Annotated in this window: 18 protein-coding genes and 1 riboswitch; of the genes, 9 read left to right on the forward strand and 9 right to left on the reverse strand. The window is 37.5% G+C overall.

Annotated features, from left to right (window positions below; genetic code table 11):
- Positions 1–378 precede the first annotated feature (378 nt).
- Positions 379–2,307, reverse strand: coding sequence for an LTA synthase family protein (locus CO726_RS09190; RefSeq protein ID WP_099684051.1), 1,929 nt, complete (start codon positions 2,305–2,307; stop codon positions 379–381).
- Positions 2,308–2,851: 544 nt separating this feature from the next.
- On the opposite strand from CO726_RS09190, the gene CO726_RS09200 reads away from it, so the two are divergent.
- A complete protein-coding gene (locus CO726_RS09200) occupies positions 2,852–3,217 on the forward strand; it encodes a YkvA family protein (RefSeq protein ID WP_000435504.1) in 366 nt (121 codons plus the stop codon).
- 50 nt (positions 3,218–3,267) lie between these two features.
- Positions 3,268–3,759: a metal-binding protein gene (locus CO726_RS09205; RefSeq protein WP_099684052.1), complete on the forward strand. Its 492-nt coding sequence runs from the start codon at positions 3,268–3,270 to the stop codon at positions 3,757–3,759.
- Between the two features lie 69 nt (positions 3,760–3,828).
- Here the strand turns inward: CO726_RS09205 and CO726_RS09210 are convergent, their stop codons facing one another.
- Entirely contained in the window at positions 3,829–4,146 is a 318-nt protein-coding gene (locus tag CO726_RS09210) for a magnetosome magnetite crystal formation protein family (RefSeq protein ID WP_001014100.1), read from the reverse strand.
- A gap of 296 nt (positions 4,147–4,442) precedes the next feature.
- Here CO726_RS09210 and lldP point away from each other — a divergent pair, with 296 nt between their 5' ends.
- Together lldP and thiC are read left to right on the forward strand one after the other, a co-directional pair.
- Entirely contained in the window at positions 4,443–6,104 is a 1,662-nt protein-coding gene (lldP, locus tag CO726_RS09215; protein WP_099684053.1) for an L-lactate permease, read from the forward strand.
- A 71-nt stretch (positions 6,105–6,175) separates the two neighbouring features.
- A riboswitch (TPP riboswitch) is annotated at positions 6,176–6,291 on the forward strand.
- Between the two features lie 112 nt (positions 6,292–6,403).
- Positions 6,404–8,158 (forward strand): phosphomethylpyrimidine synthase ThiC, encoded by a 1,755-nt coding sequence (gene thiC / locus CO726_RS09220; RefSeq protein WP_099684054.1) that lies wholly within the window; start codon positions 6,404–6,406, stop codon positions 8,156–8,158.
- Between the two features lie 253 nt (positions 8,159–8,411).
- Here thiC and CO726_RS09230 read toward each other — a convergent pair whose 3' ends face one another.
- The 3 genes from CO726_RS09230 to cydA form a co-directional block, all read right to left on the reverse strand.
- Entirely contained in the window at positions 8,412–9,770 is a 1,359-nt protein-coding gene (locus CO726_RS09230) for an arsenic transporter (protein ID WP_099684055.1), read from the reverse strand.
- Between the two features lie 348 nt (positions 9,771–10,118).
- Positions 10,119–11,144, reverse strand: coding sequence for a cytochrome d ubiquinol oxidase subunit II (locus CO726_RS09235; protein WP_099684056.1), 1,026 nt, complete (start codon positions 11,142–11,144; stop codon positions 10,119–10,121).
- Positions 11,137–12,492, reverse strand: a complete 1,356-nt coding sequence (gene cydA, locus CO726_RS09240) for a cytochrome ubiquinol oxidase subunit I (protein ID WP_099684057.1) — start codon at positions 12,490–12,492, stop codon at positions 11,137–11,139. Before cydA ends, CO726_RS09235 begins: the two co-directional genes overlap by 8 nt.
- A gap of 254 nt (positions 12,493–12,746) precedes the next feature.
- On the opposite strand from cydA, the gene CO726_RS31730 reads away from it, so the two are divergent.
- Both CO726_RS31730 and CO726_RS09250 read left to right on the forward strand, forming a co-directional pair.
- The gene (locus tag CO726_RS31730; protein WP_002174240.1) at positions 12,747–12,896 is read left to right on the forward strand and encodes a hypothetical protein; all 150 of its coding nucleotides are present in this window, start codon (positions 12,747–12,749) and stop codon (positions 12,894–12,896) included.
- Positions 12,897–12,987: 91 nt separating this feature from the next.
- Positions 12,988–14,073 carry a transcriptional regulator gene (locus CO726_RS09250; RefSeq protein ID WP_136699489.1) on the forward strand — a complete coding sequence of 362 codons (1,086 nt, stop codon included), beginning with the start codon at positions 12,988–12,990 and terminating at the stop codon, positions 14,071–14,073.
- 108 nt (positions 14,074–14,181) lie between these two features.
- Here the strand turns inward: CO726_RS09250 and CO726_RS09255 are convergent, their stop codons facing one another.
- On the reverse strand, positions 14,182–15,066 hold the full coding sequence (locus tag CO726_RS09255) for a LysR family transcriptional regulator (protein WP_099684059.1): 885 nt from the start codon (positions 15,064–15,066) through the stop codon (positions 14,182–14,184).
- A gap of 135 nt (positions 15,067–15,201) precedes the next feature.
- On the opposite strand from CO726_RS09255, the gene CO726_RS09260 reads away from it, so the two are divergent.
- Positions 15,202–17,202: a YhgE/Pip domain-containing protein gene (locus tag CO726_RS09260; RefSeq protein WP_099684060.1), complete on the forward strand. Its 2,001-nt coding sequence runs from the start codon at positions 15,202–15,204 to the stop codon at positions 17,200–17,202.
- Between the two features lie 186 nt (positions 17,203–17,388).
- Here the strand turns inward: CO726_RS09260 and CO726_RS09265 are convergent, their stop codons facing one another.
- The 3 genes from CO726_RS09265 to CO726_RS09275 form a co-directional block, all read right to left on the reverse strand.
- Complete coding sequence (locus tag CO726_RS09265; protein WP_099684061.1) at positions 17,389–17,769, reverse strand: VOC family protein; 381 nt, start codon at positions 17,767–17,769, stop codon at positions 17,389–17,391.
- Positions 17,770–17,811: 42 nt separating this feature from the next.
- Positions 17,812–18,969 carry an acyltransferase gene (locus tag CO726_RS09270; protein ID WP_099684062.1) on the reverse strand — a complete coding sequence of 386 codons (1,158 nt, stop codon included), beginning with the start codon at positions 18,967–18,969 and terminating at the stop codon, positions 17,812–17,814.
- A gap of 217 nt (positions 18,970–19,186) precedes the next feature.
- The gene (locus CO726_RS09275; protein WP_099684063.1) at positions 19,187–20,404 is read right to left on the reverse strand and encodes a dicarboxylate/amino acid:cation symporter; all 1,218 of its coding nucleotides are present in this window, start codon (positions 20,402–20,404) and stop codon (positions 19,187–19,189) included.
- A gap of 222 nt (positions 20,405–20,626) precedes the next feature.
- On the opposite strand from CO726_RS09275, the gene CO726_RS09280 reads away from it, so the two are divergent.
- Positions 20,627–20,929: a PTS sugar transporter subunit IIB gene (locus CO726_RS09280; RefSeq protein ID WP_016079717.1), complete on the forward strand. Its 303-nt coding sequence runs from the start codon at positions 20,627–20,629 to the stop codon at positions 20,927–20,929.
- Positions 20,930–20,943: 14 nt separating this feature from the next.
- Positions 20,944–22,245 carry a PTS cellobiose transporter subunit IIC gene (gene celB / locus CO726_RS09285; RefSeq protein ID WP_099684064.1) on the forward strand — a complete coding sequence of 434 codons (1,302 nt, stop codon included), beginning with the start codon at positions 20,944–20,946 and terminating at the stop codon, positions 22,243–22,245.

Genomic DNA, 22,245 nt, shown 5'->3' on the forward strand with positions numbered 1-22,245 from the left:
TAGAGCATTTTGTATATACAAATTCGAAAATAAGAAATAAGAATCCTGCTTTTAAATAAAAAAAAGCAACATTCTTATGGAATGCTGCACAAGGAGGGTAGCTATCTTTGATAGGGACATCGTCTTATTGAATGTTTTGTGTATGGAAACAAAACATATTAAAAGACAATTATAAGAAAGTATAAATAAACGATTCGCATATTTCTTTAAGGGATCTTATTACAGATGAGAGATAAGAAATATATAGAACCTCGTTTACAAATTTTATTATAGAGATGTTTCATTAATTCTATGTGAATATTTGGTAAAGGTTATGTAATGTTAAAGTTAATGAATATAAGTGATTGTATGGAGAAATATAAAAAAAAGAGGCTGAGATTACTCAGCGCTCTTCTTTTCTTCTTTAATAGCTGTCTTTACTTCACCAGTTTTGATCTTGTTACTTTCAGAGAAGCGAAGTAAGTCACCTTCAATGATTTTGTCAGACATGTTCAATTCATTTTGGGCACGATCAATGAGTGGTTGAGATTCTTCTTTTGGTAGTTGTACAACTTCGCCAGTAGCACGGTCGTAGAATGTATTGTTCGTGTACATGTACTTATCTGTAACGAAGCTACCATCACGAAGAACAACGAATCCTTTATTTTCTGGTGAGAATACATCATGACCGAATTGAATTTGGTTCGTAGAATCTACACCAAGTAAGTTTAGAATTGTTGGTTTAATGTCAATTTCACCAGTTGGTTTTGAAATTGTTTTACCTTCTTTTTGACCTGGAACGTGAATAAACATCGGTGTTTTTTGTAAGTTCATATGGTCAAACGCAGTGATTTCTTCTTTTCCTAAGAACTGTGCCATTGCACGGTTATGGTTTTCAGAAATACCGTAGTGGTCACCGTAGAATACGATAACTGAGTTGTCGTAAATACCTTCTGCTTTTAGACGCTCAATAAAGTGTTTCATTGCTTCGTCTAAATAGCGAGCAGTTACCATGTAACGGTCAAATACGCCATCACCAGAATTGTATTCATCAATTAATTTTGTGCTTTCATCATAAGTGAATGGGTAATGGTTTGTTAACGTAAGGAAGCGAGTGTAGAACGGTTGCTTCACTTCTTTTAACATATCGATAGATTGATCGAAGTATTCGATATCTTTTAATCCCCAATTTAATTTTGTTTCTGGCGTAATCTTGTAGTCAAGCTCGTTGTAGTAACGGTCATAACCAAGTGCCGGATACATAATGTTACGGTTCCAGAACGTTGCGTTGTTCGCGTGGAATACCGATGTGTGATATCCTTGCTGACGTAAAATTTCTGGAGTTGCTGTATATTCGTTGTTACCGTGTGTGAAGAATACCGCACCACGGTCTAGTGGATACATTGAAGTATCTACTAAGAATTCAGCATCAGATGTTTTTCCTTGTCCAGTTTGATGGAAGAAGTTATCAAAGTAATAACTTTCTTTCGTAAATTGGTTTAAGAATGGGGTAACTTCTTGTCCGTTAACTTTTGCACCAATTAAGAATGTTTGTAATGACTCAAGAGAGACAACAATTACGTTTTTCCCTTTTGCAGTACCAAACATACTTTGATCTGGTTTACTTTGTGTTGTTTTTACGTAATTCTCTGTTTCTTGCAATTTACTACCGTCGGCAAATGCTTTTTGTGAACTTGATTTTGCTTGTAAGCCAAGATCGTATACTTGGTGTACATATAAACCTAAGTTTTTAACAAGCATAACGCGGTCGAATGAACGTGTTAATAGTTCAGGACGCTCGGCTTCTGCCAGTCCTAAGTTTGCGAAGAAAATAGCAACTGTTGACACGAAGTATAGGGAACGCATTGGGCGTGCTACACGCTCTGTCGGTGCAAAATTCTTCATCTTCTTCAATAAAATGAAGAATACGATAATATCAGCAAATGCAAGGATGATTTTGTAGTTAAACAATTCTTTCACACTAGAACCTAAACTTCCGAAGTTAGATGTTTGTCCTAGTACTGGTAAAGTAACGAAGTCATTGTAGAATCCGTAGAACATTACGTTACCAACAAGAACGATTGTTAAAACAAAATTAATTCCAAGTGCTATATAGTTACGTTTTTTCCCTTTTGCAAATAATGCAAGACCAACAAGCAGTAATGATGCTGCTAATGGGCTAAGGAATAAAATGAATTCTTGCATGAAAGATTCAAGTTTTAAATCAAAGCTTGTGCGTGTAATAATATATGTCTTCAACCATAAGGCTAAAGCTACGAATACAGTGAAACGCACATTTTGAAATTGTGATTTCAAGGTTTCTTTCATTCATTTCCACCCTTTCTCTATCAGGCTTGGTCGATTTTGGAGCGAAAGATGCTAAAATAAAAAATACATAGTTTTCTTGGCCATAATTAGAGGTTCTATATTCACCCATATACGACTATAACTATGCATACCCTTTTGGTTTCTTGTGTTGCTCATAAGCATAACGTCATTTCTGTATTATACAACAAAATTCATTTCTGAGAAACACTATAACATTTTACATTTTTTGTATGAGGTTTGTCACTACCAGAGAAAACTTTAACATTCGTTTATATGTCCGTCAACTAGAAAATATAACAAAGGTAGAGCAGAATGTTAAGTGAAAGTGAAAATTTCTTTGGTTGAGAAATAAGAAATGACGATGGGTAAGTGGTTATATAGAAACCCATTATATGAAGGGAAGTATGTAAAAATTAACGAACACTTGTTCTTTTTTGTTTTGTTTGTTACAATGAGAGTTCATTGATAGATTATGTGTAATTTTGATGAACTTTTACTGATAACATATTGTAGCTTATTTTTTTAAAAATAGGGAGGCTTTTACATGGAACAAAAATTTTCAGTTGAAGCGTTTTGGAAGAAAGTAAAACATGTTGCAAAGCAAGCAGGGCAGTCGGTCATTTATGCCAGTTTATTATTGTTTTACGTTTTGCAGAAACCGGATGTTCCAAAACGAGTGAAAATTATTGTAATTGGAGCGCTTGCTTATTTTATTGCACCGATTGATGCGATTCCAGATTTCGTTGCTGGAATTGGGTATACGGATGATTTAGGGGCGTTAATGGCTGCACTATTACAAGCGTCGTTATACGTCAATGAAGATGTGAAAGATAAGGCACGAGTGAAGTTGGCAGAATGGTTTGGTTCGGATATAGACACATCCTTTATCGATCAGAAACTAGATCAATAGGTGAGAACTGTCATATGGTGACAGGGCGAACGTAAGCGAGGAAGTGCATTATGCCATCAGGAAGAACGCATACGAAAATAAACTTAATATCCCTTCCGGTTGTTTTGTTTCTGCTCTTTTCGTATGGATTAACAAATTTTAATTTTTTATTAACTTTTGCAATTGGCTTTTTAGTAGGGACTTCATTTTTAACGCCGGATTTAGATACGTATAGTAATGCGTATAATAAATGGGGATTCCTGCGTATATTTTGGTATCCGTATAAGAAGGTCATGCCGCATCGCTCCTTCTTTACACATACAATTATACTCGGTGATGTAATTCGTATTGCATACATGTTAATTGTGTTTTCCCCATTTTTATTCCTATTAAATGTAATCGCCCTTGATGGGAATTTAATAGAAATTGCGAAGGAACATGAGGTTGAAATTACAACGTTCGTAATGGGAATTGTTGTGGCAAGTACGCTTCACATTATAGCGGATAAAGTGAATACGCGCCGCAAGAAAATGATGAGAAAAAAGAAGAAACGCAGAAGATAAAAAAACCGTCCCAAAATTTATTTTGGGACGGTTTTTTCTTATTAATCAAACGTTTGTTTAAAAAGGAAATTAAGCTTTCAGTACTTTAATACCTTTTACGATATTCCAAATGAAGTAGTATAAGCTAATAATTCCGCAAATGCATAAGACAATCATTGTACCGATCCCAAGTGTTACATCCGGTTGATCAGATCCAAGACCCATAATTCCTAAAATAGTTACGCCAATGAATGTAGCGATACTTGGAATAATGTGTGTCCATAGAGCCCGTTTTGCATGTGGTTTTGTTTCAGCATCCCCAACAATCCAAACGATAATAGGGAATAAGATAGGGGCAAATAGTACACTAAAGTAAGATAAAGCTGCTAATATTTTGTTTCCGTTCATATATACCACCTCATAAATAATGTCCGTTGTTATACTATTATTATGCAATAGTTTTGGCAAGCTTACTATCGATGAACATTACAGGAACATGACGATTTTGTAAGATTTTTATATCAAATAATAAAATTTTCAAAAAAATCTTTTGTAATAGAAATTGTTATGGTACAGTATAAATGAAAGTTGTTGAAAACGTTTTCTTAAACGTTTTTTATTTTTAGACTTAAAGGTATGATGACCTGATAGTCTATTGATGAGGTTATTCTATTTAAAAGGGGATTCTTTAGGGGGAGAGAACAATGAACACATGGACACAAGTTTATGATCCGTTCGGAAACATTTGGATTTCGGCAGCGGTCGCACTTATTCCGATTATCTTTTTTTTCTTAGCTTTAGCAGTTTTCCGTATGAAGGGGTATGTGGCAGGATTTATTACAGTTGTACTTACAATTTTAGTGGCGTTATTCGCTTATAAAATGCCGTTCACGATGGCAATGGCAGCAACAGGATATGGTTTCTTATACGGACTATGGCCAATTGCTTGGATTATCATTATGTCGGTATTTTTATATAAAATATCTGTGAAAACAGGTCAATTTGATGTGATTCGTGCATCTGTATTATCCATTACGAATGACCATCGTTTACTCGTTATTTTAATCGGTTTTTCATTCGGAGCATTTTTGGAAGGGGCAGCTGGATTTGGGGCACCGGTAGCGATTACGGCAGCACTTCTTGCTGGTCTTGGGTTAAACCCTTTATATGCAGCGGGTCTTTGTTTAATCGCAAATACGGCACCGGTAGCGTTCGGGGCTATGGGAATTCCAATTACAGTTGCTGGACAAGTAACAGGTATTGATCCACATAAAATTGGACAAATGGCTGGACATCAATTACCGTTCTTATCATTATTCGTTCCGTTCTTTATCGTATTTTTAATGGATGGATTTAAAGGAGTAAGACAGACTTGGCCTGCTCTATTTGTAGCGGGTAGCTCATTTGCAATTACGCAGTTCATTACAGCGACATTCTTAGGACCAGAACTCCCGGATATTACGTCAGCACTTGTAAGTTTAGTGAGTTTATCGCTATTCTTAAAAGTTTGGCAGCCGAAAGAAATTTATCAATCGGGGCAAGCAAATAGTGAAGTAGCTGCGACAACAACGGCGACAGCTATGCCAAAACTAACAGTAGGAAAAGTAATAAAAGCATGGTCTCCATTCATTATTTTAACTGTCATGGTAGTCATTTGGAGCCAAAGTTTCTTTAAAGCGTTGTTTGCTCCAGGTGGCGCATTGGAAAGTCTTGTGTTTAAGTTTGAAGTGCCAGGATTACACAATTTAGTAATGAAAGCAGAACCAATTGTAAATAAACCGACGCCTTACGAGGCAATTTTGAAATTTGACGTATTATCAGCAACAGGAACAGCAATCTTAATTGCTTGTATCATTTCTATCTTTATTTTAAAAATGAGTGCAAAAGATGCAGTAGCGACATTTAAAGAAACGTTAAATGAGCTTAAGATGCCAATTCTATCTATCGGATTCGTATTAGGATTTGCATTTATTGCAAACTATTCTGGTTTATCATCTACATTAGCGTTAGCGCTTGCTGGAACTGGCGGACTATTCCCGTTCTTCTCACCATTCTTAGGTTGGATTGGGGTGTTCTTAACAGGATCTGATACGTCAGCAAATGCACTGTTCTCGAATTTACAAGCGATTACAGCGCAGCAAGTCGGTGTATCTGAAGTACTTCTCGTTGCAGCAAATACAACAGGCGGTGTAACAGGAAAAATGATTTCTCCGCAATCGATTGCGATTGCTTGTGCGGCAGTTGGACTTGCTGGAAAAGAATCCGATTTATTCCGATTCACAGTGAAGCATAGTTTATTCTTTGTAATTATTGTTGGTATTATGACGTATGTACAGGCATATTATTTAACGTGGATGATTCCATAAAGAGCAAAAGAAATAAACTTTGCATTTTTCAGATTATCGTGTATGATGGGAAAGTATTGAAAATTAAATCAGTGATAAACTAGGGGTGCCTAACGTATGCGTAGGCTGAGAGAGAAGCGCGTGAACTTCTTAACCCTTTGGACCTGATCTGGCTCGTACCAGCGTAGGGAAGTTAACGGCTTTACATAATGATGTCTTTATGAGCCAGGTCCTTATTTTTTTATGGACCTGGCTCTTTTTATTTTGGCATACGCTGGCCATATCTCGTCCTTGTCACGTACAGGGGGGCAACAAAGGTTATGAAACAGTCTGTTTCAGCTGAGCAAATTGAATTGAAATCGAGTTTACCAGGAAGTAAGAAAGTGTATGTGGATGGACCACGAGAAGGTATGAAAGTGCCGATGCGTGAGATTGAACAAAGCGACACAAACGGCGTTCCGAATCCGCCAATTCGTGTGTATGATACGAGCGGTCCTTATACGGATCCTAAGTATAAAGTGGAGCTGGAAAAGGGGTTGCAGGCGCCGCGCCACTCTTGGATCCTAGAGCGCGGAGATGTAGAAGCATACGAAGGGCGCGAAGTGAAACCAGAGGATGACGGTGTAAAAGTGGCTTCGAAGCATACACCTGTGTTCCCGCAAATGGATCGCAAACCGCTTAAAGCGAAGCAAGGAGCAAACGTTACGCAAATGCACTATGCGCGTAATGGCATCATTACATCTGAGATGGAATATGTTGCGATTCGTGAAGGGGTAGAGCCTGAGTTTGTTCGTAAGGAAATCGCAGAAGGCCGCGCTATTTTACCAGCGAATATTAACCATCCGGAAGCAGAACCGATGATTATCGGACGTAACTTCCACGTGAAGGTCAATGCAAATATCGGAAACTCTGCTGTATCGTCTTCTATTGCAGAAGAAGTAGAGAAGATGACATGGGCAACGCGCTGGGGTGCAGATACGATTATGGATTTATCTACAGGTAAAAATATTCATACGACGCGTGAGTGGATTATTCGTAACGCGCCTGTACCAGTTGGAACTGTGCCAATCTATCAAGCACTGGAAAAGGTAAATGGAATTGCAGAAGATTTAACGTGGGAAGTGTATCGTGATACGTTAATTGAGCAGGCGGAGCAAGGCGTTGATTACTTTACGATTCATGCTGGCGTATTACTTCGTTACATACCGATTACTGCAAAGCGTACGACAGGTATCGTTTCACGTGGTGGTTCAATTATGGCACAGTGGTGTTTATTCCATCATAAAGAAAACTTCCTATACACTCATTTTGAAGAGATTTGTGAAATTATGAAACAGTACGACGTTTCGTTCTCTCTTGGAGATGGATTGCGTCCAGGTTCGATTGCAGATGCAAATGACGAAGCGCAATTCTCAGAGCTTGAAACACTTGGTGAATTAACGAAGATTGCTTGGAAACACGATGTGCAAGTGATGATTGAAGGACCTGGGCATGTACCGATGCATTTAATTAAAGAGAATATGGAGAAAGAGCTTGATATTTGTCAGGGCGCGCCGTTCTATACACTGGGACCGTTAACGACAGATATTGCACCAGGTTATGACCATATTACATCAGCGATTGGAGCTGCAATGATTGGCTGGTTTGGAACGGCGATGCTTTGTTATGTAACGCCGAAAGAACATTTAGGTTTACCGAATAAAGATGATGTTCGTACGGGGGTTATTACGTACAAAATCGCTGCGCATGCAGCTGATCTTGCGAAAGGGCACAAAACGGCTCATCAGCGTGATGATGCACTTTCAAAAGCTCGCTTTGAATTCCGTTGGCGCGATCAATTTAATTTATCTTTAGATCCTGAACGTGCGATGGAATATCACGATGAAACATTACCAGCAGAAGGCGCGAAAACGGCTCATTTCTGTTCCATGTGTGGACCGAAGTTTTGTAGTATGAGAATTTCACATGACATTCGTGACTATGCGAAAGAAAATGATTTAGAAACGACAGAAGCAATTGAAAAAGGGATGAAAGCGAAAGAATTTAAAGACACTGGTAGTCATTTATACCAATAACACGTTACACCTCTTTACTTGATTGATCACACTGTAGTACCTAATTTAAATATAGAAGAAGCCCGCTTTGCTAAGACGGTAGCAAAGCGGGCTTCTGTCGTTTATCCCGCTTTAATGGGCAGTAAGACCCCCACCTCAAAATTCAGCGAAAGCAAAGAATTTAGGTGGGGGATCAACTGCCCATAAAAGTCCGATTGGTTCAACTAATAATCAGTGGGGGATGAAGAAAACCCCCACTGATTAAAGTTTCACTTTATAAGGCGAAGAAGAGGTGTACCCAGTAGTATAAGAGGAATAATGTGACGACTGTTGTGAGCGGAATAACGATAAGGGATACACTTAAATAGTCTTTCCATTTTACTTTAATTTTATTTTGTCTCAGGATATACATCCAAATGAGGGAAGCTAGCGTACCGATTGGTAGTAATAGTGAACCGATGTCACTACCAATAATGTTTGCGAGATAGATAGTTTTTAATGTAATCGGGTCTAGTCCCATTTCTGTTAATGTGATTGTACCAATCATAAGTGCAGGGTGATTATTGAAGACGTTAGAGAGGAGAGAAACGAGTCCGCCCATTGCAAAGCTAGCATAAAGTAGATGCTGATTTACAACTGGCTCAAGCCATTGTACAAGGGCAGCTGTTAAACCTGCATTGTGAAGTCCGTAAATAATGACGTACATAGAGAAAGCGAAAATTAAAATGTGCCACGGTGTCTTTTTCAAAATATCGATAGGATTCGTTCGTAAGTAGTACCATCTCCAGATGAGAAGGACGAGTGAACCGAGTACTGCAACAATTTCGATTGGGATGGATAAGAAGGATGCAACGAATAGAAGACAGCGCATAAGGAAGACGAAACTTAATACCTTTAACATGAATTTTGTACGTTTTTGTTTCGTATCAACAGAACTTTTTCCCTTTAACGGATGGAAGTTTTTTGTGAAGAATATTTCTTCGATATCATATGAAGAAACAGGTAATCTTTCTGGTAGCTTTTTCTTTAAAACTGTATACATAAGCCATGACATAAATAATAGTCCTAATGTTGCTGGTACAAACATCATCGCGGTGTGCATATAAAGAGTCATATGAACGATATTTAATGCGATTAAATTTACGATATTACTTACACCAATTGGTGCACTAGATGCAGTAGCGATTAAAGCACCGCTTAATAAATAAGGGATTTGTTGATGCGGTTTTAATTGGAGATTTTTTAGGAGAAGAATTAAAATTGGAGTTGTAATTAAAATACTACCGTCATTATTAAATAAAAGAGTCATAAGAAAACATAATAATTGAATATACCAGTATAAACGGCGACCAGAACCTTTTGCTAAATTTGCAAGTTTCGCCGCGGACCAGTGGAAGAAGCCGAAGCTTTCTAATATAACCGCCATAACGATGGTCGCCAATATTGTTATAGAGGCACCACCAATCTTACTAATAATGTCTATGACGTCTGGTTTGGATACAAGTCCAGTAATTAGGATAATACCCGCGCCAATTGCTGCCGGCCATGCCTCATTTAAACCACGAGGTCGCCAAAATATAACAATCATCGTTAAGAAGAACACAATAATAGTAATCCATATTTCAATGCTCATATTTTGCCTACCTTTCTATTTCCTTTGAACAAATGTAGCTTGTCTCAAGTTTGTATTGGTAGTATATTCAGCAAAAAATAGGAAGAACTAGGCGTATGATGGAATAAAGTGAATATGTGTTTTTCAAGCTAAAGGACAAGTGTCACGAATAGTGAAATAACTATTGTGAGAGGAGTCTATAAATTGTTTGGGCAGTAAGATAGTAAATGAAATTTATATGAGCGATTATTGAAATATATCGGTGCAACTCAAAATATATGAGCGATTTTTAAAATATATCGACTTATCGACAAAACATGACAAAAGGAGTCTGTTCCAAAATACTTTTTGGAACAGACTCCCACAATATTATTTCTCTTTCAAAAAAGTTCGATCTTTCAAGAATAAATTCCAGAAGAAAATAAATCCTGGTAATAAAATTGCAATTCCAATTGCGTATAGAATAAGCAATGCATAAAATGTTTCTGTCGTTGTAAAGCTTGTAAATACAGTTACATCAGGATAAATAATATATGGTAAATGCGCGACACCGTAAGCGTAACTTGCAAATGCATATTGAGCGACGACTGCTAAAACGGCAATGCGAGGGTATCCTAGTGTGCCATACTTTTTGTTTGTCCACCAAAGAGAAGAGTACCCGATAACGAATAAAACGATGGAAACTGTAAACCATGTGAATTGCTTTATTAGTCCTTGCATAAGCCAGTGTGTTTCCGGGTCCATTACAACGAGGGCGATAATCGCCGTAACGAGCGTTGCAGGACCAAGGATGATGGCGTTTCTTCTATAAATCTTATATGCATCTTCTGAACCTTGTTCTCTCGCAAAATCAGCAAGAAAGAGAGAGGATAGAAATAGTTCCGAAGTTAGTCCGAAGAGCATATAACAATAAATAACAGGACTAGAAAGAAGTTTTCCATACAGGAGTACTTCTTTTCCTTCAGACATTGTAATATAGGCACCTTCTGTAACAGGTAAAACGGTAATTAATAGAGCGGGAATTAAGAGCCCTGTAATACCTGAAATAATACGAAGAAGGTGTTGATATTTAGGAAGAGAATAAGCAAATACCATAAATGTACTGCGAATTGCCACGAGTACTAAAATTAACATAACTGGTACGAACATTACTGTCGCAAGGGTAAAGGCTGCTTTTGGAAAGAAGCCAAGAAATGCAACAACGACAAAGACGAGAAACGTATTTGTTACTTCCCAGGTTGGTGATAAGTATCGATTGGCAAGCTTGGCAGCGAGCGTTGGATGTTTTGCGTATACCATGCCCCAAAAACCTGCTCCAAAATCGATGGACCCTAATATACTGTATACGAAAATAAGAGCCCATAAGATGATGATTGCAATACTTTCCTCATGCACGAGAATCACCTCCTTCGTGATGTAAATCATTTGTAAGCGGATGTTTCTTAAAGAATGTCCGTAGTACAAAAACTGTTAAAATACCGAGTCCAATATATAAAATGATGAATAGAATAAATAAGGGACCGACGAAATCAGCGCGTGTAGAAGCATCGACTGTACGTTGCATACCATAAATGGTCCAAGGCTGACGACCGCTACAACTGAAAATCCAGCCGAATTCAATACCGAGCATCATAACTGGTCCGCACGCGGCAGCGCCCCAAAGAAGCCACTTCGGTAATTCTGCTCCTTTTTTTCGGTAAACAAAGTACCAATATAGGAGGGCGATTGCTGCAACTGCAAAAGTGAAGGCAGCGGTGCCGACCATTAAGTTGAATAGTGTATGTGTGTAAAAGGGTGGCCATGTTTCTTGTGGGAATTCCTTTAGCCCTTTTACGACGGTGCTAGGGTCTAGTCCCACTAGTAGGCTAAGCATGTTCGGAATTTCTAATGCATAGTTTAGTTCAAGTGTGTTAGGATCTACAACTCCGCCAATTGATAACGGTGCATGTGATGTCGTTTCAAATAAAGCTTCAGCAGATGCAAGTTTTTCAGGGGAATGCTTATGTAAGGCAATTGCCGATTCGTGTCCCGAAAGCCACATTGTAGCACCTGTAATAAATGTCACGACGAGCCCTAACAGTAGTCCTTTTTTATGATAAGCAATCTCACGTTTACTTAAATTCTTCTTTAATAATTTAAATCCAGCGATAGAGGCAATGACCGCAGCTCCAGTTGCATAGGCAGTAATTACAACGTGGAATGCGCTTGTGCCAAAACTCGGATTAAAGAAAGCTTTCCACGGATCAACGTTAAAAACTGATCCATCTGGCCCCATTGAAAAGCCTGCTGGTGTATTCATCCATGTATTTGCTGATGTAATAAGCACGGCGGATGCCGTGGCACCAATCATGACGAAGAATAGTGAGATTAATCTCATGAATGGAGGTAATTTATCAGCTGCATATACATAAATAGACATGAACAAAGCCTCTAAAAAGAAGGCGAAAATCTCAATTTGAAAGGGAACAGAAATAACTTGCCCAACAATTTTGGCGAAGCCAGGCCAAAGAAGTGAGATTTGCACACCAACAATTGTTCCAGTTGGAATTGCTACACCGAGAAGAATAGCAAACGCCTTTGTCCATCTTTTCGCCATAATGGCGTAGTCGGAATCTTTCTTCCAGTGATAGAGTATTTCGCTTATAAAAATCATCAATGAAAGTCCGACGCCAAGTGTTGCAAATATAATGTGGAATGCTAATGAAGAACCAAAAAATGCTCTTGCTAATGTTACCGTATCCATATGTAAACTCCTCTTCTTTTTTGCCATTATTTTCTGATTAAATTGGAAGATTTATTCAAAAAAACTACCAAAAATATATATGTATTTAAAAAGTGGATATGGTAATATAATGTTTGAATATTCTGAAGAGAAATAAGTTAATGTTTTATAATATTTTGTTTGTTTTTTAGTAAGGAATATTTTATAATCTTTTACGCGAACATAAGTTCTGTTTTCAGAATGAAGAAGTTTATGTGAAATGGAGAGGATGTTTTATGTATCCTGAAGTCATTAAAAAGATGGCATTTTCAAAAGAGCATAGAGATTTATTATTGAAGTTGTATAATAAAGAGATTACGCGTCGTGAATATGATCGACTTGTGGAATCGCTATATAGACCTTCTAAAGAGGCTTGTGAGGGATAGAAACACGTGGGACAATCTAATAGATTGTCTTTTTTACATTTACGTATGTTCTGGTAAAATTAAGGATAGCCTTATTAGGGAGGTGAAAAGTTTGCGGAAACGTATATATATAGGGATTGGAGTTATTCTCTTAATCGCTTTAGGTGGAATTGTATTTTGGTCAGCGATACAAGGAAACCGTACTGAACATTTTATTTTACGGCATATGTTTAATGAAAATGGGACGCTTGCCACATATCGTTTAGGGGATACAAAGGCAGGTACGGGTGAAGCAAAAGGCCGTGAAGCTTTATCAGAATCGGCAGGGCTATGGCTACAATATACATTGGATAAAGATGATCAAGCGTTATTTGATGAACAAGTAAAGGTCGTTCAAAATAACTTTGTACATAAGGATCGTATCGTTTTATGGAAAATCTCTGAAAAGGGAGAAATGCAGTCAGCTACAAATGCACTTATAGATGATCTTCGTATTATAGAACAATTATATCGTGCTTATGAAATGTATAAGGAAGATCGTTATAAAAACCTTGCAGATCAATTGAGTGATGCCGTACTTCGTTATAATAAGAAAAATAATTATTACGTTGATTATTATGATGCAGATACAGGCAAACAAAATAATTTTGCAACTACATCATATATAAATCCGCGTGCATTCTCCTACATGAAAAAGTACGGAAAAGTTTCTGCTCAGCAATATCAGGAAGTCGTTCAGTTTTTAGCGGATTATCCAAGGCATGGCTGGGCATTCCCGAAAGAGTATAAAGAAGATGGTACATTTACGTACGATAAAGAAGCGAATCTTATTGACCAATCATACGTTGCATATCATCGTAGTTTAGGTGGCCTTTCATCGGATGCTTATTTGGAATTTATAAAGAAAAAATTCCAGGAGGATGGAAAGCTATACGGTCGTTACAATTTAGAAACGGGAAAACAAACTGTGAATTATGAATCACCAGCCGCTTACGGACTAACGATTTTGTACGTACTACAAACAGGTGATACAAAGTTTGCGAAAGAATTATATAATCATATGGTCACGTTCCGGAATGATAATGTATTTAGTAGATATTACGGTGGATATGTAACAGGTGAAAATAATAATACGCATATTTTCGATAACGTATTGCCGCTTTTAGCGGAAATGGAATTGGAGAAGAGTAAGAAATAGAAGGTGCCATCCAAAAAGGATGGCACCTTCTATTTGTGTCGTTATTTTTCAATATATTGATATTTCTTGTCGAAACGTCGATATATTTGAAAAATCGTCGATATAATTTTATGTTCTAATATTGGAGAAGTAATCAATCACGAATTCACGGAATTGCTGGGCGGTTTTTGATAAGTAACGTTTTTTTGACCAGCTTAAGCCAATCGTTCGCTTACAAACGGGTTCAATAATACGCAACTTGTTTGATGCTAAAGTAGAGTTTTTTAATAAAGTTAAACTTGGGACAAAAGCGATGCCGAGACCTTGCTTGATGAGATCGCTAATCACGGTTGGTTCATCTACTTCAAAAGCGATGTGTGGAGTGAAACCAGCTTCTTTACAAAATTCATCTGTTAAGTGCCGAAATCCGTAACCAGTGTTCATACTAATAAATGGTTCGTCTTTTACTTCATGTAGATGGATACTTTCGCGGCCTGATAAACGATGACCTGAAGGGACGACTAAGAAAATTTCTTCTGTAATAAGTGGTTCCCAAATAATCTCCTCGCCTTCGATTGGCACAGAAGAAATGCAAAAGTCGATTTCTATATTATCTAGTTGTCGTTTCATAGAAGGAGTAGATGCGAGAAACTGTTGGAATCGAACGTTAGGATGTTCTAGTAAAAAAGAACCGAGTAGTTCTGGTAATATTCTCGGGATAGAAACTGCCAGTGTAATAGAGCTTTGTTGTAATTCAGCTAAATCTTTAATTTCTCGTTCGCCTTCACTTAATTCATGAAAAATGCGCTCTACTCGTTTTAAAAATACTTTCCCAAAAGAGTTTAATGTAATCTGTCGACCTTGACGATCAAATAATGGGACGCCTAAGTCCTTTTCTAATCTAGCAATTGTTTTGCTGAGCGAAGGTTGCGCGATATGCAATTCTTTCGCGGCTTTTGTCATATGTTCTAATCGTGCGACTGTCTGAAAGTATTTTAATTGGAGCAGTTCCATTTTGAACCTCTTTTCTATAGACCGGAAGGAATGAATTAATAATTAAAGATGTATTATACAGTATGGAAAGTGACGTGTATAGTAAATCTGTTAAACCATTCTAATGGTGTTAAATTAGGAGAAGGAGTATGTTTCATGATGGGAATTCAGCTTGTATTTAAAGATTGGAAAGCGATGTGGCACCATAAACATGGGCGTATCGCTTTAATTTTTTTGTTAATCGTTCCTTTAATTTATTCAGGATTCTTTTTAGCTGGATATTGGGATCCATATGGACGGTTAGATAAATTACCGGTTGCGGTTGTGAATTTAGATAAGGGTGCTGCAATGGATGAGAAAACAATTCATGCAGGAGACGATTTTGTTAAAAATTTAAAAGAGAACAAGGAATTAGCTTTTCATTTCGTATCAGCAAAAAATGCTGATGAAGGGTTAAAAGAAGATAAGTATTATATGGTTGTTACGATTCCAGAGGATTTCTCTAAAAAGGTAAGTACGCTTATGGATGAGAAACCAGAGCCGGCACAATTGCAGTACAAAGTAAATCCAGGTAAAAACTTTGTAGCAGCTCAAATTGGAACGACAGCTGTGGAAAATATGAAAACAAAAATCTCAAATAGTATTACGAAATCTTATACAGAAGGTGTCTTTTCAAAGTTTCAAGACTTAGCACAAGGATTGGGTGATGCAAGTAATGGTGCGGAGAAGTTACATGAAGGAATGGTAGATGCAAGAAATGGAGCAAATGAGCTTGCAGGTGGTATTCATCGTTTAAGTGACGGGACATCAAAAGTGAAAGAGGGAAGTGACAAGCTTGCATCCAGCCAATCTGCCTTAACGGGGGGAGCAAACGAGCTGAGTCAAGGGGCGACATCACTTCATAGTGGTATGGAGTTATTAGCACAAGGTGAAAAAACTTTACAATCAGGAGTTAATGAATTAAGTGCTGGTACAAGTGAATGGGTGAGCGGAAGTGAGAAACTTGCTGAAGGGCAAGTGAAAGCGGACAATGCAGCAAGTAGTATAAAACAACAATTAGAAGAGTACGTGAAAAGTCATCCAGAGGCGCAGCAAGATCCTGCTTTTCAAAAGATCATTGCTACTTCTAATGGATTAGCTAAAGCAACAAATACTTTAAATAATAGCCAACAACAATTGACACAAGGAGCGAAGAGGCTCGCTGACGGTCAATATAAGGTTGAAGAAGGCATGAATACATTCGGAGTTAAGTTAAATGAAGCTACTGACGGAACGAAAAAGATAGCAGATGGTGCAGCAAATGTAGCAGATGGACTTACGAAGTGGGGAAATGGATTTACATCCCTGCAAGAAGGTGTAAATCATCTTGCAAGTGGCGGAACAGAGCTGAATCACGGGGCTGATCAGTTAACGAACGGACTTGTTAAACTTGACGATGGTGCGAAAGAACTTTCTACGAAATTAGGAGAGGGCGCAGAGAAGATAGCGGATGTTCGCAATGATGATGCACGCAATACGATGTTCTCAGAACCGGTTCAATTAGTAAAGTCAACAGTTTCTGACGTGCCTAACTACGGTTCAGGTATTGCACCATACTTCTTATCACTTGCATTTTATGTTGGCGGAATTATGGCTTCGAATATTTTACCGCTTGGCCGTAGACAAAATATGAAGGTAAGCGGAACGGTACATTTTATTAATAAACTAGGATTGGTATATTTAATTGGACTTATTCAAGCATTACTTGTGGATGTGGTTGTGCTAGGAGTTATGAAATTAGAAGTTGCAAGTGTGCCACTCTTTGTTTTATCAAGTATTGTTATTTCTTTTACGTTCATGACATTTATCCTTATGTTAGTAACGGTATTTGGTCTTGTTGGGAAGTTCGCAGCGGTAACGCTGCTCGTATTGCAATTAGCTACAAGCGGGGGGACTTTCCCAGGAGAGTTAAACATAGCTGTTCTTAGCAAAATTGGACAGTTTCTCCCAATGTCTCATTCTCTTAGAGGATTACAAGATGTGATCTCTTTAGGAGATTGGTCGCAATTACAAACGCAAATTTTAATATTGTTATGCTACCTCGTTGTTGCTGGTGGAATTGCTTGGATCACGAGTCATATACAACATAGGGAAACGAATGCGGAACAAGTTTCTTAAAATGAAAAAAGGTATCCGTTTTTTTCGAAGGCACTGAAAAAGTGATTGCTTTGAAAAAATAACGTGTATTTTATCAATATATAGAAAAAACAAAGGAGTCCATCACCTGTATATAGTAGGTGATGGACTCCTTTTTCTTATTATGTGGACTTTTTCAGTGGCCTCTTTTTTTCGGATACCTTTTTTTTATTTGCGTTCCATTACCGCAAAGTAATTGTTTTCATTATCAGCAAAGTTGAATGCTCTACCTGTAGGTAAATCTACAACTTGTCCAACTGTAACGTTTTTCTCAGAAAGATCTTCATACAGTTGATCTAAGTTATTAGAGAAGAACATAAGTGAAGGCGTATGTAAGTTTAATTCAGGTTGCATCTTCGCAATTAACGCTTTATCGTGAAGGACGATGCTTGTGCCTGCTTCTTTCGTTGGTGCAATTTCAATCCAGCGAAACCCTTGTCCGTTATTTTCTTCCGCAATAATGTGGAATCCTACTGTTTCAGTCCAAAAGTGTACTGCTTCATCTTGATTATTTACATATAACATAATTTGCCCAATTTGATTAATCATAGGTGTGTCCTACTTTCTTTTCTTGTATGGAATTTTATTATATCAAAGATATGGTTTGAATACCTTTTCGTGATTTTTCCGAAGTACAATCTTAGCCCATTTCACATTTGTCGTAGGAGAAGGTCCTGTAATCCACGTATGAAATGGTAGTGTACTGCAAATGACCATTGCTGAAATCGAGATTGTGGCCGTTATTGTAAATAATAATAGGCTATATAATATTGTATTTTCTTGCAGTGTGAATAAAGAAAGAAATTTTGTACATAGTTGTAAGAAGAAAAAGTGAGCTAAATAAGCACCATACGTGTAATTCCCGATAAATCGTAAAGATTTATATAAGAAACCGCGTCGTTGTACGATTGTAATAGACAGCACGTAAAGTATGATAATTTCGCATACGATATATAAAAACATAGACGGTTTTAAATAAGTCGAAACGGTTAAATGAATAGAGTTTGCTCCGTAAAAACTAAATAACTCATAATTGATGAATAGAAATAAGATGAAAAATAATATTGTGATAAGCGGGATATGTTTCATGACAAATATACGCCACGTTTTTAGTGCTACAGCAGCGATTCCCCCCATGACAAAATAGAATGAGTAGAAGAAGAAGGAACGATCTGTATAATGTAAAATGGTTGAGTTAGTCAATTTCTCTCCATTAAAAATGTAGTGAGAAGAATACCACATTAAGAGGAAATATAGACAAGCAAAGATGGTCATATATTTATATATGTCTTTTTTATTTTCTGTTCGTTTTTGAAACCAATAAAAGAGTGTGCACAGCAAAGGGAACAATAAGTGAATTTGGAACATCATAATCACGTACCAAAGATGGGGTGCGGCTGTTCCGAGTAATAAACTTTTTATTCCGCTTTGCAGTGTAATCATATCGTTTGTTGTTAATAAGTAAAGAATAGACCAGAAGAAATAAGGAATGAGTAAATGTGCGGCTTTTTCATAAATATATTCTGTGTAGGTTAGTTGCTTTGTATATTGCCGAATTAAGTGAAAGCCGACGATAAATATGAATGCAGGTGCTGAAAATTTTGCAAGGTTAAATAGCATGCCCATAATGAGGGATTGCTCAAGTAAGACATTTCCTTGATTCATTGTATATAATAGGGAACTTTGCAAAACGACAGCAAGGAATGCAATGCTTTGCAAAACTTTAAATTCTGGTGCGCTTTGTGCCATTGTGCCCATCTCCTTTTCCATACATGATTATAGTACGGATAACGGATAATAGATGTGGAATATTTGTGAAGGTTATAACAAATTTGTGGCGGAATGGATTATTTCGAAATATATTTATCACAACTTCAAATATATCAACGATTTTTCTAATATATCGATTTGCTGTAAAATCACAACAAAAAGAGGATGCTCGTTTGGAGCATCCTCTTTCTATTTATTAAGCAAATTTGTTTTTGATCCAGTTCTTACCTTCTACAAGGCGAGCTGTCATTACGGCACAAGCGTTATCTGCTGTTACGTTTAACATCGTTGCAGGAGGATCAATGATTGTACTAATTGCCGCAATAATAGGCAATGCTTCTGGCGGGAATCCGTATAGAGAAACGATTAACATTTCACCAATCATACCGCCGCCTGGAATTGCGCCCATTACTGTTCCGACTAATAGAGAAACAACAAGTGCGATCGCTAATGTTTTCGGTCCTTCAAATTCCATGTTGAAAATACCGAATAAGAAAGAAACTTTTAATACGCCGCCTAAAACAGATCCGTCTTTATGAAGTGTAGATCCAAGAAGGACAACTGTTTCACGAATGTCAGCCGAGATACCCATTTTCTTCGTTGCTTCCAAGTTCGCTGGAATACTAGCAGCACTACTACAAGTTGCAAGTGATGTAACTGTAGGAGAGACCATGTTCTTCCAAAATACTTGTACACCTTGTTTGCGACCTGCAAGGTATGCATAGAACGTGAAGAATACAAAGAAATAAATGAGAGACGCTGGATAGTATACCATTGCCGCTCGGAAGTAAGTTCCAAGAAGTTGTGGTCCGAATTCACCAACTAACGCTGCGAAGTAAGCAGCAAGTCCGATTGGAGCGTAGTACATAATGAAAGATACAACTTTCATTGAAATTTCTGCACCAGCTTGTAAGAATGTAGCGAATGGTTTTCCTTTTTCACCAACTGCTGAAGTTGCAACCCCCATTAAAATAGAGAAGAAAATAAGAGCTAACATATTTTCACGAGATAGTAACTTCGAGAAGTCAGATACTGTTAGAATACCGACGATTTGATCTGCAACACTAACAGCTTTTTCAGCTTTATCAGGTTGTGTTAATTCCAATACAACACCTTGTGCTGGCGGGAATACTTTCACGACAATAATCATAAAAATAGCAGCTAAAATACTTGTAAATAAAAAAGTACCAGCCATGCTAGACATAATTTTACCGAAACGTTTTAATCCATCCATATTAGCAATAGATGATGCGATGCTAAAGAACACTAACGGTACAACAATCGTAAACATTAAGTTTAAGAAAATGTCACCAAGTGGCTTTAAAGCCACTGCATCGGCACCCATGAAATAACCAATGAAACCACCAATTAGGATAGAAGATAATAAAATAAGTGGAAAGCGATATGCCTTCATAAATATATCCTCCTATCAATTAAAAAATCCTACTGAATTATTATAGCGAGTTAGAATCCCCTTTACTAGAAGAATACTGATCAATGTAACAGAGTGAAAATTAAGAATTTTTTGTTTTTAAGCTCGGCATACAGCAGGAAATCTAGACATATATATTTGTAACCTAGTGGTGGCAAAGGATGCGCCGTAACTTAGGTTTGGAAAAAGGGGGAGGGAAAAGGGATGAATATTTTGCTTTGCTGTGCAGCGGGAATGTCTTCCAGTTTGATTGTAACAAAAATGGAGAAAGCAGCAGAGGCAAGAGGAATAGAGGTAAAGATTTGGGCTGTATCAGGTTCAGAAGTGAATAGTCATATTGATAAAGCTGATGTACTTTTACTTGGACCGCAAGTACGTTATTTATTACCGAAAATGAAAGAATTATGTAAGGAGAAAGGGATACCTGTTGATGTCATTCAATCCGTCCATTACGGACTTTGTAATGGAGAAGCTATCTTGCAAGCAGCTTTGTCAATGAAACCATGAGGAGAGTGGGATAGATGATACGGTTTTTAGAGAAATATGTAATGCCACTAGCAGGGAAGATTGCAGAGCAGAGGCACTTGCTAGCAATTCGTGATGGACTTGTATTGACGATGCCTTTCTTAATTATAGGATCAATTTTTCTTATTATTAGTACGTTACCAATACCAGGGTACAATGAATTTATGGCAAGTTTGTTTGGGGAAAAATGGAACGTAGCATTAGGGTATCCAGTTAGTGCAACTTTTAATATAATGGCTTTAATAGCTGTTTTTGGAATCGCTTACAGGCTTGGGGAGTATTATAAAGTAGATGCTTTAGCATCTGGGGCATTGTCGCTTGTGACGTTTTTACTTGCAACTCCATTTCAAGTTGCATATATTGTACCGGGTACGAAAGAAAGTATACTGGTAGATGGAGTAATTCCAGCGGCATTAATGGGAAGCCAAGGTTTATTTGTAGCGATGATTATTGCAATTATATCTACTGAAATATACCGATTTCTTGTACAAAAAAAGATGATTATAAAGATGCCTGAGACCGTTCCACCAGCAGTAACACGTTCATTTGCAGCACTTATTCCGGGATTTATTGTTGTGACAGTTGTTTGGATCATTAGATTGATTTTTGAACACACAACTTTCGGAAGCATTCATAATGTTGTAGGGAAGCTACTGCAAGAACCACTTAGTATACTTGGTGCTAGTCTTTGGGGAGCAGTCATAGCGGTTATTCTCGTTCATGTCCTTTGGGCGTGTGGAATTCATGGGGCTACAATTGTGGGCGGCGTAATGAGTCCAATTTGGTTATCATTAATGGATCAAAATCGAATTGCTTTTCAGGCTGGTCAAGACGTACCGAATACAATTACCGCACAGTTTTTTGATTTATGGATTTATATGGGTGGTTCTGGTGCAACACTAGCCTTAGTTGTCGGAATGTTATTGTTTGCACGAAGTCAGCAATTAAAAAGTTTAGGACGATTGTCAATTGCACCTGGTATTTTTAACATTAATGAAATGGTAACTTTCGGTATGCCAATTGTCATGAATCCACTGTTACTGATTCCATTTATATTAGTTCCAGTTGTGTTAACGATTGTTTCTTATTTCGCAATGGAATGGGGATTGGTAGCTCGCCCAAGTGGTGCTGCTGTAACATGGACGACACCAATTCTATTTAGTGGATATTTAGGATCGGGTGGGAGAATTTCAGGTGTTATTTTGCAACTCGTTAACTTTGCACTAGCGTTCGCCATTTATTTACCGTTCTTAAAAATATGGGATAAACAAAAGTTGGCGGAAGAAAAGGGGGAGTAA

Source organism: Bacillus fungorum, assembly GCF_002746455.1.
Lineage (GTDB): Bacteria > Bacillota > Bacilli > Bacillales > Bacillaceae_G > Bacillus_A > Bacillus_A fungorum.